Source organism: Anaeromusa sp. (genome assembly GCF_028691475.1).
Classification (GTDB): domain Bacteria; phylum Bacillota; class Negativicutes; order Anaeromusales; family Anaeromusaceae; genus Anaeromusa.
Genome location: NZ_JAQUZF010000096.1, coordinates 1 through 10,517, shown reverse-complemented (window position 1 = coordinate 10,517; position 10,517 = coordinate 1). Strand labels below are relative to the sequence as shown.

The 10,517-nt window shown below is 50.0% G+C and carries 10 protein-coding genes and 1 pseudogene; 8 read left to right on the top strand and 3 right to left on the bottom strand.

Going from position 1 to position 10,517, the window contains the following annotated elements:
- Window positions 1-20: 20 nt before the first annotated feature.
- Both PHF27_RS11350 and PHF27_RS11345 read right to left on the bottom strand, forming a co-directional pair.
- Entirely contained in the window at window positions 21-428 is a 408-nt protein-coding gene (locus PHF27_RS11350) for a DUF5658 family protein (protein ID WP_300070022.1), read from the bottom strand.
- Complete coding sequence (locus PHF27_RS11345; RefSeq protein WP_300070019.1) at window positions 418-1,035, bottom strand: HD domain-containing phosphohydrolase; 618 nt, start codon at window positions 1,033-1,035, stop codon at window positions 418-420. The genes PHF27_RS11350 and PHF27_RS11345 overlap by 11 nt, the downstream gene beginning before the upstream one ends.
- Window positions 1,036-1,541: 506 nt before the next feature.
- Here PHF27_RS11345 and PHF27_RS11340 point away from each other — a divergent pair.
- Window positions 1,542-2,657, top strand: a complete 1,116-nt coding sequence (locus tag PHF27_RS11340; protein ID WP_300070016.1) for a site-specific integrase — start codon at window positions 1,542-1,544, stop codon at window positions 2,655-2,657.
- A gap of 291 nt (window positions 2,658-2,948) precedes the next feature.
- On the opposite strand, the pseudogene PHF27_RS11335 reads toward PHF27_RS11340, so the two are convergent.
- Window positions 2,949-3,281 (bottom strand): annotated as a pseudogene (locus tag PHF27_RS11335) (relaxase); the annotation flags it as partial.
- Window positions 3,282-3,471: 190 nt separating this feature from the next.
- Between PHF27_RS11335 and PHF27_RS11330 the strand changes: the two are divergent.
- The 7 genes from PHF27_RS11330 to PHF27_RS11300 all read left to right on the top strand — a co-directional run.
- On the top strand, window positions 3,472-3,795 hold the full coding sequence (locus tag PHF27_RS11330) for a helix-turn-helix transcriptional regulator (RefSeq protein WP_300070013.1): 324 nt from the start codon (window positions 3,472-3,474) through the stop codon (window positions 3,793-3,795).
- Window positions 3,796-4,146: 351 nt separating this feature from the next.
- Complete coding sequence (locus PHF27_RS11325) at window positions 4,147-4,656, top strand: hypothetical protein (RefSeq protein WP_300070010.1); 510 nt, start codon at window positions 4,147-4,149, stop codon at window positions 4,654-4,656.
- A 478-nt stretch (window positions 4,657-5,134) separates the two neighbouring features.
- A complete protein-coding gene (locus tag PHF27_RS11320) occupies window positions 5,135-5,401 on the top strand; it encodes a DUF6870 family protein (RefSeq protein WP_300070007.1) in 267 nt (88 codons plus the stop codon).
- Between the two features lie 77 nt (window positions 5,402-5,478).
- Complete coding sequence (locus PHF27_RS11315; protein ID WP_300070004.1) at window positions 5,479-7,107, top strand: recombinase family protein; 1,629 nt, start codon at window positions 5,479-5,481, stop codon at window positions 7,105-7,107.
- Window positions 7,108-8,775: a recombinase family protein gene (locus tag PHF27_RS11310; protein ID WP_300070001.1), complete on the top strand. Its 1,668-nt coding sequence runs from the start codon at window positions 7,108-7,110 to the stop codon at window positions 8,773-8,775.
- Entirely contained in the window at window positions 8,768-10,348 is a 1,581-nt protein-coding gene (locus PHF27_RS11305; protein ID WP_300069998.1) for a recombinase family protein, read from the top strand. Before PHF27_RS11310 ends, PHF27_RS11305 begins: the two co-directional genes overlap by 8 nt.
- The coding region (locus tag PHF27_RS11300; protein ID WP_300069995.1) for a hypothetical protein at window positions 10,326-10,517 on the top strand (192 nt) is incomplete at its 3' end. The genes PHF27_RS11305 and PHF27_RS11300, both read left to right, overlap by 23 nt.

Here is a 10,517-nt window from a genome sequence, read left to right as displayed (position 1 = left end):
ATAAATCTAACCCTCCCCAATTAACAGACGAAGCCTGTTGATGATGCATAAGCAAACCCTAAAGCCAAAAAGATTCCTGCCCAAACAAAATGGAGTATATTTACAGAGGTATAAAGCAGCAAAGCTGAATTGACTGCGATATTCCCAGGCTTGAGCTGTTTTTCTGTTGCACTGTGAATCCGAAAATAAAGCCAGGCGATGAGCACAGCCGGAAAAACTATTTTTACGAGAAACATCTCGCCGAAGTTAAGTACAACCCCTTTTAATAGAAAGTTCGCTTCGCTAAAGCAGCCGGTGCGAATCAAAAAATATGTCAGCAGGGCATCGGAAACGTTTAAGGCATATAAGGCCATCAGTTTACTCCGTATCGACTTAAGATCATACGCGCGTAAAAAGCGGAGCATAGACATTCTCTTTTTATCCTTCATTCGATAGCCTTTCTATTGCAGTATTCTGGGTCCGAAACGCCGCTGTTACCTGTGGGTCAAAGGCTTTACCGGTATCCTGAAGGATCATGGCGGATGCGTGCAAGTGGGAGAAAGCCTCCTTATAGACGCGCTGCGCCCTCAAGGCATCGTAGACGTCGGCAACAGCAACTACACGAGCGATAAATGGAATGTCAGTTCCTGTTAGGCCATGGGGGTAGCCCTGTCCATCCCAGCGTTCATGATGAAACAGGGCCGCATTGATGGCATAACTTTTGAGAACAAAATCATCATCTTGAGAAAACAATTCCTGCAAAAACTGAGCGCCTGCGGCGGGATGATTGCGAACCTCAGTGAGTTCTTCGAATGTCAGTTTATTGGGATTATAAATGAGCTTCTCATCCACCATCAGCTTCCCAACATCATGAAGTCTGGCAGCCATTATCATGGCTGGAATATGTAAGCTGTCAATTTCCTCACAGCCTCTTTTATCAAGCTCACGCAACAGAATCTCCGTGTAGCATGATACGCGATCCATGTGCCTGTCCCGGCGTGAAAGGATATCGAGCAAATACTTATTCTTTATTTTTTCCGGGATGGTTCCTCTCATGGGATATCCTCACTCTTCCTTTGAAAGCCCCCTCCCCCATAGGCTGCTTTCTATCGAATCTGCGTCTGTATGGTATTTACCATTACCTTATACGGCGGTTATTCTACTATTAAGGAATGCCATTCCATTCGTTAGTCGGGCGGGGGCTTCAAAACGCATTTCCGATGTTGATACGCATAATTTATGCGATCCGTGGAATACAAAAGGGAGCCAACTAATGAGCTGTTTTCATGCTTAAAGTTCCGCATCGTATTATTTTCGCAGAGTATAGCATTCTGCGTAACAATTCACACGGACTTATATTTCAGAATTATAGCATATGCAGTCAAATGTCGCAAGGGAAAAATGAAAACACTGCTGATTTTTGGCATCCAGCGAATGGAGATGCGCGGAAAAGAACATTATTTGACGCTCTGCAAGCGAGCCTGCTTGTATCGCGCAGTCAATTGGACAGTCAAAAACCATTGTGCATTCGCGTTGCAAATATAAAAAAGGAGGACTAAAAAATGGCTAAAGGAGAAAACATTTTCAAACGCAAGGATGGCCGCTGGGAAGCAAGATATATTAAGGGGTACGAGCTGTCTGGAAAAATCAAGTATGGGTTTTGCTATGGAAAAACCTACAAAGAAGCGAAAGAAAAGGTCGAGAAATACAAAGCTGCGCTCGTAAGCGGAAATCCATGTCTAGAGAGAGTCTCCAAGCATCGGTTTGGCTTCTACTGTGACGAATGGCTGCGGACATGCAAGAGCCGCATCAAAGAATCTACCTATGTAAAATACTCCACAACCCTGGAACGCCATATTAAATCGAAGCTCGGGGGATGCTTTCCAGCGGCTATTACCGCAGGTTTGGTGGAAGCATTCTCTGATGAGTTGCTTTATGAGGATGGCCTTTCGCCCAAAACAGTCAAGGACATTCTGGTCACTTTGCGCTCTGTTTTGAAATATACCGCGAAACAACTTCCGGGTGTCCTTCCTGTCATTGATATCACATATCCAAAGGAACCAAAGAACGAAATGCGCGTTCTGTCTCGCACCGAGCAGGCGCGCTTTGTCGCTTATCTGCTAAAGGATATGGATGAGTGCAAGCTGGGTATTCTATTGGCCCTCTACACGGGAATCCGTATTGGCGAGCTCTGTGCGCTCAAGTGGGATATGGTTTCTTTGAAGGAAATGACAATTCGAATCACATCCACCATGCAGCGGCTTCGTGATTTAGAAATGACGGCTCAACAGAAAACGAAAATTGTCATTGGTTCTCCCAAAAGTGATTCATCATGGAGGATCATTCCACTCACAGATTACACGACTGAGCTTTGCCGAAAGATGAAGCCCCAAAACCAATCCGCGTATATTTTAACCGGGACTTCCTCCCATATGGAGCCTCGCACCTTGCAATACCGTTTGGAGAAGTACACGAAGGAATGTGAACTTGACGATGTTCATTTTCACACGTTCAGACACACATTTGCCACGCGCTGTGTGGAAGTCGGTTTTGAAATTAAGTCACTCAGTGAGATTTTAGGGCATTCCACAACCACGATCACGCTGGACCGATATGTTCATTCTTCCATTGATCTGAAACGTAACAATATGAATAAGCTTACCGCGGCGGAATTTTAATTTTCCGCAGTCAGACTTCTTTGTCAAAACAGGGTTCTTCTCTTCGAAAGTCCTATGTTTTCTCGCCTATTCTGGATTAAGCCGCAGAATGCTATACTCTGCGAAATAAATAGGCAGATTGACGCCTGTTTGAATTATAGTGGTTTTCACGTTTGGCAAGCAAGGCAGACCAGCGCGCACTGCGCACTGGTCTGCTTTGCTTGCTGGGGGCTTTCGCCCCCAGTCCCCCGTTGAACGCCCCGCGTTGCGGAGCGGCTGCGCACCCCTTTCGGGGCGCTAATTCAGTGACTGTCACCTCTGCTGGGCATCGGGTTCGCGCTCCTGCGCGCGGGAATCCGTTCCTAAAAACCTGTCCACATTGAATTTTGCAATAAGGATTTCTTTCATATCCGAGCGCGCCTGATTGTATTCCAGGCGGGCTTTTTTCTTTTCCTCCAACAGCGATGCATACTCGGCCCGCAGGCTTTTGACGGTGGGAATCTTCTTCATCCCCAGCTCGTCAAAGGCTTTCTTCGCCGCCTGATGCAAGAGGATATCCGTCTCATGCTCGGCCTTGAATTTTTTGCTGTATCCGGCTTTTCGGTAGTCAATGTAGGTTTGCCGGGTCTTGGTATAGTCAACGATAAGCCGCTCCTTATCCAAATGCTTGATGAGTAGTTTATATACAAACATATTGCTTATTTACTCACCATCTGAAAACCATTGCCTTGCCAAAGTATAACATCTATAAACCAATATTACAAGAAAAATACCACTTCTACGCCAACACTTATAAATGTATTGTGGGCTAAAATGTGATAAAGGTGGTGACGAAATGACCGAGAAGGATTTTTCGCTGCGCTTAGCGCGGCTACGAGAGCAAAAGGGCATCTCTGCACGAGACATGAGCCTGTCAATGGGGCAAAACCCGGGCTATATTAACAATATCGAAACTGGAAAGTCTATGCCGTCTCTATCGGGCGTTTTCTATATTTGTGAGTTTCTTGGCATTTCACCGGGCGAATTTTTTGACGAAAGTTCGACATTTCCCGCCGAATTATCAGAAGTTACTCAAAATCTAAAGAAACTAAATAAAGCACAGCTTGCAAATGTTGCTTCAATCATTGAAGGACTTGCTCAGTTAAAAAATCAGATATAGTAAATATTAAAGGAAGTAAAAGTATGCGAAAATGTTTGTTCATTCGGAAGGAAATGAAATAACAAGGGGCTGGCTATATATGGCTGGTTAACTCCGCAAACATTAAAATGCAAACGAGCTGCGCTCTCAAAAATGAGTTGCAGCTCGTTTCTTTTATAATACAAATGACTATAATAGGCGCAGCTCCTCCAAGTTGCGCAATAATTTCTTATGCCTTGCAAGACGTACAGATCGGTCTTTTGACCATTCTGTGCGTCTTTTTAATTTTGCATAAACATAGCGATGTGCACTGCCGTTCACCTCCGTTCTCCATTCAAATTTGAACCCCAAATTTTGAATGGAGGAACAATTATGTTCGACAGTAAAAGCATCTATATTCTCAACAAAAAGGACAAGGAAGCAATTATCTACAAAGACTCTGACGGTCATATCATCCGCTTGACCCGAGAGGTTTTTAACAGCGAGAATGAATTTCGCAAATGGAAAGAGTGGTCGGATGAGGAATACCATGAATCGGAAAAAGTCCAGCACCATGATTCCAACCATACATATTCGCTGGAGGGCTTGACTGAGAAAGTCCTCGCCGTGGAATCCGTGGAGGAGCTTTTAGATCGGCGGTATCAGGAGCAGGAGCGTGAAGCTCTGCGGCACTTGCTGATGAGCGGCTTTGATGTCCACCTGACCCCGATACAGCGCAGACGGCTGTGGCTCTATTGCGTGGATGGTCTGAGCGAAACAGCAATCGCTGCCGCCGAGGGCGTAAAGCAGCAGAATATCTCCAAGGCGATACGAGCAGGAAAAAATAAATTAAAAAAGTTTCTCGCAAAACAGGGTGTAAAAACCCCGTTTCAGCGGCGATAGGTAGAAGGACAAGTTTTCTTCTGTGAACCTTTACAATTTCATATACGGTATTGCAGGCACAGACCCCGCGTGATAGCGAAATGAGGTGCGCCGCCAAGACGATGGCTTTCGGGAGGTGATTTCGGACAAGCCATTCGAGCGATCTACGCATTTCCTCTGACCCGGATTATGGTACATCCGGGCGCGATGACAGCGCGGGTGATATGCAACCACAAACACAGTCCTCCCGTAGTCGTGAGGGGGAACACTTCGATGTGCGCCAGTCTTACAAACAGCGGCATTGTAGTGTTGGGACAGCCTTACCAAAGGCGGCCTGCAATATCCCCTCGCCGGGGGCGCGTGGCAAATACGGCGAATTATATCTCAAAATTGTAAGTCATGAGCTGACGGCACTTTTATGCCATCGGGCAGCTAATCTTGTGCCGTCAGCTTATTGTTATGCTTTTGAGAATAGTAAAAACAAGAAGGGAGATTTTTTATGAACACCTTAGAGCAAATGAAAAGTATTGACCCACGCACCGTTGACCGCGACAGCCTGCGGGATATTGAGAGCGTCAACATCGACACATCACTTTCCAAGCAGGAACGCATTGCAGATTTTATCCGGCAGATCGGCAATCCCTACTGCTACAAGCACGGCAAATATGTTGTAAAGGTCAGCTTCGCGGACACCGGCGTGACGCTGGAGGACAGGCTGGCTGGCTATCTCGCATCCAAGGCGACATCCTCGACAGGTATGGCATAACTCCATATAATTGCAATAGGACTAAATTGCCGCCCTCCTGTTCGGGACATGATAATCCAAAACAAGGAGTGGTATCAATGAGCGAAATTACAAAAATATGGAACGCAACGCTGTACCTTCGTCTTTCTCGCGAGGATGGCGACAAAGAGGAAAGTAACAGCATCACCGGCCAACGCGAGCTTTTGCGGGACTATCTGAAAGCCCACCCGGAGCTGCGTGAGTATGCCGTCCGAGTGGATGACGGCTGGTCTGGCTCCAGCTTCGAGCGCCCGGATTTCAAACGAATGATGGAGGACGTAAAGGCAGGGAAAACCAACTGCATCATCGTCAAAGACCTTTCGCGCTTCGGGCGCAACTACCTCGACGCCGGGGAATACATCGAAAAGGTGTTCCCATTCCTCGGCGTTCGGTTCATCGCCATCAACGACAATTATGACAGCCTTGGCGACAAAAAGGCATCGGACGACCTGATAATTCCGTTCAAAAATTTAATAAATGAGGCATATTGCCGCGATATTTCAGTGAAAATCCGCAGCCAGCTTGAAATCAAGCGTAAGAGCGGCCAGTTTATTGGTGCGTTCGCGGTATTTGGCTACACGAAAGACCCGGCTCAGAAAAACAGGCTCATTGTGGACGATTTTGCCGCCGACATCATACGCGACATTTTCAAATGGAAGTTGGAGGGTGTCAGCCCGCAGGACATTGCAAATGCGCTGAACAAGCTGGGCGTGCTCTCGCCGCTGGAATACAAAAAATCCATTGGTGTCAATCTCGCCACGCCCTTTCAGACCGGGGCAAAGTCGGTTTGGTCGGCGGTGAATGTGCTGCGCGTGCTCAAAAATCCTGTCTACACCGGCGTGCTCACGCAGGGCAAATCCACAACGCCCAGCTACAAGGTACATAAGCGCATCGCCAAGCAGGAAAATGAATGGGCGATCATCGAGAACAGCCATGAAGCCATCATCAGCCGCAACGACTTCGACACCGTGCAAAAGGCGCTGGCGCTGGACACCCGGCGCGGGCCGGAGGAATCGGCAGTGTCCCTCTTTTCTGGCATGGTGTTCTGCGGCGAGTGCGGCGCGAGCATGGTGCGGAAAACCGTCCCGGCAGGCGGAAAGAAATACGTCTACTACATCTGCTCCGCCCATAAGCAGGATAAATCCTGCTCCCCGCACAGAATCCGCGACACGGAGCTGGAAAACATTGTCCTCACCGCCATGCAGCGGTATATCCATGAGGTGATCGACCTTGACGCGCTGCTCTCCATGACCGACACTGCGCCACTCCGCACCGCCGAAGCGCAGAAGGTGCAGCGGCAGCTTGACATGAAGCGCGCGGAGCTGGAGCGGCTGAACAAGCTGCTCATGTCCCTCTACGAAAATCTTGCCGACAACATCATCACCCGGGAGGAATACGCGCGGCTCAAGCAAAATTACAGCGTCCGTGCCGAGGAAGCGGAGCGTCAGATGAACGCCTTGCAGGATTCTCTCACCCATATCCGGGAGAAGGGCGGCGCAGAAAAGAGCTGGATGGACGAGTTCAAACGGCACGAAAACCTGACATCCCTTGACCGCAGTGCGGTCATCTCCCTCATTGACAAAATTATGATTCATAAGGATAAATGCGTGGACATCGTATATCGCTGGCAGGACGAATTTGCATGGCAGCTTGATATTCTCAGCCGCGCGGAAAAGGAGGCGGTCTAAATGGCAAGAACAAAGCGCAAAAACAACCCGCTGCAGCCGGAAGCCGCTGCAGCCGCGCCGACTGAGCGTGTGTACCGCACAGCCGGTTACGCGCGGCTTTCCATCGAGGACGGCAACCGCCCCGGCTCTGATACGCTGGACGGGCAAGAGAAGCTCATCACCGAATACATTAAAAGCAATCCGGCCTTTGCCTTCGCCGGTCTGTGGGCGGACAACGGGCATACCGGTACGGATTTTGAGCGCCCGCAGTTTGAAGCGCTCATGGAAGCGGTCAAGCGCGGCGAGGTTGACTGCATCGTGGTCAAAGACTTGTCAAGGTTTGGGCGCAACTATAAGGAAACAGGCAACTATTTGGAGCGTATCTTTCCATTTCTCGGCGTTCGTTTTATTGCCATCAACGATAATTTCGACACGCTGACAGCGGAGCGCAGCGCGGACGGCTACATTTCCGTGCTGCTCAACATCGTGAACGAAATGTACTCCAAAGACCTCTCCGCCAAGTTGGGCGCAACCTTCGCCACGAAGCAGAAGAACGGCGACTACATCGGGGCAGCCCCGCCCTATGGCTATCGCAAGTGTGCCGACAACATCAACCGGCTGGAGCCTGACCCCGAAACTGCGTCGGTTGTGCAGCGGATTTTCGCCATGAAGAAATCCGGTTTCAGCAGCCAGATGATTGCACGGACGCTCAACGCCGAGGGCGTACTTGCTCCCGGCAGGCTTCATTGCATGAAAACAGGGCGTAAGGATAAACGCATTGAAAATTCTATTTGGGAGTATCAGCGCGTCTACAATATGCTCCGCGACCCGGTTTATCTCGGTCATGTGGCGCAGGGGCGCAGCCGCCAGTCCTTCAATCGCAATGAGCCGAAGCGTAATCAAAAGCGTGAGGATTGGGTAATTGTTGAGAACACCCACGAGCCGCTGGTGGATGCAGAAACCTTTCAGGCGGTGCAGGTCGTGAAAACCGAGAAGAAAACGCACCCCGACCCAGCTCCCGAAAATCTCCTGCTGGGACTTATTTTCTGCGCCGACTGCGGTTGCTCACTGAGCCGCAACAAGGTCACAAGCCGGTATGGCTGCGTCAATCACTCTTATGTTTGCCGCACCCACCTGAATGAGCCGACACGATGCTCCAAGAAGTACATCAACGAAAAAGAGCTGTTTCCCATACTTTTAACCGCAATTCAGAAGCAGATCGCCGTAGCCGTCCGCATGGATGAGCTGGTGCGACGGCTGAACAGCTCATCACAGTATGCCACCCAGCGTGACAGCCGGGAACGCAGCCGTGTCAAAGCCGCTGCCGCGCTCTCCCGCAAGCAGGCGCTGTGCGACAGCCTGTATCAAAATTACGCCGAAAAGCTGCTTTCCGAGGGCGAATACACCGAGCTGAAAGCCCGGTATCAGGCGGAGATGCAAGAGCTGGAAGCCGCCCTTCGCCAGCTTGACGCAGAATGCGCCGCCGCCAAAGAGGTTACGCCGGAGAATCGTTTTCTAACTGCGTTCCGGCAGTTCACCGGCGCATCGGCATTCACTCGCGACATGGCAGTATCGCTCATACAGCGCGTAGAGATTGGTTCTGACAAGAGCGTCGGCATCACCTTCCGCTACAAGGACGAATACGAAACTCTCGCCGGTTACATCGAAAAGGCGGTGCAAAATGACTGAACGCATTGCCATCTATCTCCGCATCTCGCAGGAGGATATGGACTTAAAATCCACCGACAAGCTGGAATCTCAGAGCATCACCAACCAGCGCAATATGCTGACCGATTATGTGCGGCGCAATTTCCCCGGCGCGGAGCTTGTTGAGTTCTGCGATGACGGCTGGAGCGGAAAAAACTTCGAGCGCCCCGCCGTGAAGGAGCTGCTGGCACAGGTCAAAGGCGGTGCAATTAAATGTATTTTGGTCAAGGATTTTTCCCGCTTTGGGCGTGATTACTTGGCAGTGGGCAACTACATCAGCCGCGTATTCCCGTTCCTTGGCGTTCGATTTATCGCGCTGGGTGATGGCTTTGACAGCATTCGTCCGCAGGACATCGACAGCCTGAACACCTCGTTCAAGACCCTAATTTACGACCTTTACAGCCGCGAGCTATCCCGCAAGGTGCGCAGCGCCAAGCGCCGCAAGGCTGAAAAGGGCGATTGGGTATGCGGTTTTACGCCCTTTGGCTACATCAAAGACCCGGCGAACATCAACCACCTGATTGCCGACCCTGTATCGTCCAAGACGGTGCAGTATATCTTTCAGATGGCGGTGGAAGGTATCGGCTCGCTGGAGATTACAAAACGGCTCAATGCGGAGGGCGTTCCGACGCCCATGCTTCACAAGCTGGACATCGGCACCTGCCAGCGGTTCATGACCTGCATCAATGAGGACAACTTTTGGATGCAGAATACCGTTGCAAAAATCATCCGCGACGAACGCTACACCGGCAAAAACATTTATGGCAGGCGCACCCGCGACGTGATTGGCGACCCGCACACGCTATTGACTGCCCGTGACATATGGGTGGTTGTACCGGAATCCCATGACGTGATTATTTCTCAGGAGGTTTACGACAGAGCGCAGGAAAGTATGCGGACGCTGCGGGAGCATAAATGCACCCTGCGGAATGACCGCCCGCTGCGCGGTAAGGTGTACTGCGGCGTATGTGGCCATGTTATGACCCGCAGCAACGGCAAAAACGCTTTTTACTACTGCAAGACCCCAAAAATGTCCGATGCCTACCCCGACCACGACAATGCTGTGCCGGAGGATGATTTGATGGATGCTGTGCTGTCCGCTATCCGTGCCCATGCCCGGTGCGCCGTGGAGCTGGACAGGCTCATTCATGCACAGTCCAGCCGCGCAAAGACCGACAAAAAAGCCATTCTAAAACAGCTCAATGCAGCGCAGCTCAAAAAAGAGCAGGCGACAAAACGCATACAAAACCTGTATGAATCGCTGGTCGAGGGCAGTGTCTCCCGCGAGGATTATACCGCAAAGAAGCAAACCATGACCCAGCAATGCGAGGAATACGACGCAGATATTTTGACGCTGGAGCAAAAGCTGAACGTGACCGACAGCGAGACAGCCAACCCGGTCATTGCCCGCTTCAAGAGCTTTGCGGCGGTGGATGACCTAACGGCCACCCTCACCGGCGAGCTACTCGACCGTATCACTCTACACACAGGCGGTGTGATGGACGTTCGTCTCAACTACGCCGACGAGCTGGATGCGCTTCGCAAAACTTTTTAGAAAAAATGAGTTAATTTTATTTAGTCCTCTCTTGACAGAAGCTGAGAAAGAGAATATCAATACTTCCACGATGGAAGGTGAAATGCAGCTTGCATTATTGGCATCACTTTCACAGAATGAGGTAGAATCTATCTCACAGAATGTAAAGATGGGTGTCAAGATGAAGATG

What these genes read in the sequence shown, in the direction of transcription:
- PHF27_RS11315 (WP_300070004.1), top strand. Translation starts at nt 5,479, where the DNA reads ATGAGCGAAATTACAAAAATATGGAACGCAACGCTGTACCTTCGTCTT.
- PHF27_RS11340 (WP_300070016.1), top strand. Translation starts at nt 1,542, where the DNA reads ATGGCTAAAGGAGAAAACATTTTCAAACGCAAGGATGGCCGCTGGGAA.
- PHF27_RS11350 (WP_300070022.1), bottom strand. Translation starts at nt 428, where the DNA reads ATGAAGGATAAAAAGAGAATGTCTATGCTCCGCTTTTTACGCGCGTAT.
- PHF27_RS11310 (WP_300070001.1), top strand. Translation starts at nt 7,108, where the DNA reads ATGGCAAGAACAAAGCGCAAAAACAACCCGCTGCAGCCGGAAGCCGCT.
- PHF27_RS11320 (WP_300070007.1), top strand. Translation starts at nt 5,135, where the DNA reads ATGAACACCTTAGAGCAAATGAAAAGTATTGACCCACGCACCGTTGAC.
- PHF27_RS11345 (WP_300070019.1), bottom strand. Translation starts at nt 1,035, where the DNA reads ATGAGAGGAACCATCCCGGAAAAAATAAAGAATAAGTATTTGCTCGAT.
- PHF27_RS11330 (WP_300070013.1), top strand. Translation starts at nt 3,472, where the DNA reads ATGACCGAGAAGGATTTTTCGCTGCGCTTAGCGCGGCTACGAGAGCAA.
- PHF27_RS11305 (WP_300069998.1), top strand. Translation starts at nt 8,768, where the DNA reads ATGACTGAACGCATTGCCATCTATCTCCGCATCTCGCAGGAGGATATG.
- PHF27_RS11325 (WP_300070010.1), top strand. Translation starts at nt 4,147, where the DNA reads ATGTTCGACAGTAAAAGCATCTATATTCTCAACAAAAAGGACAAGGAA.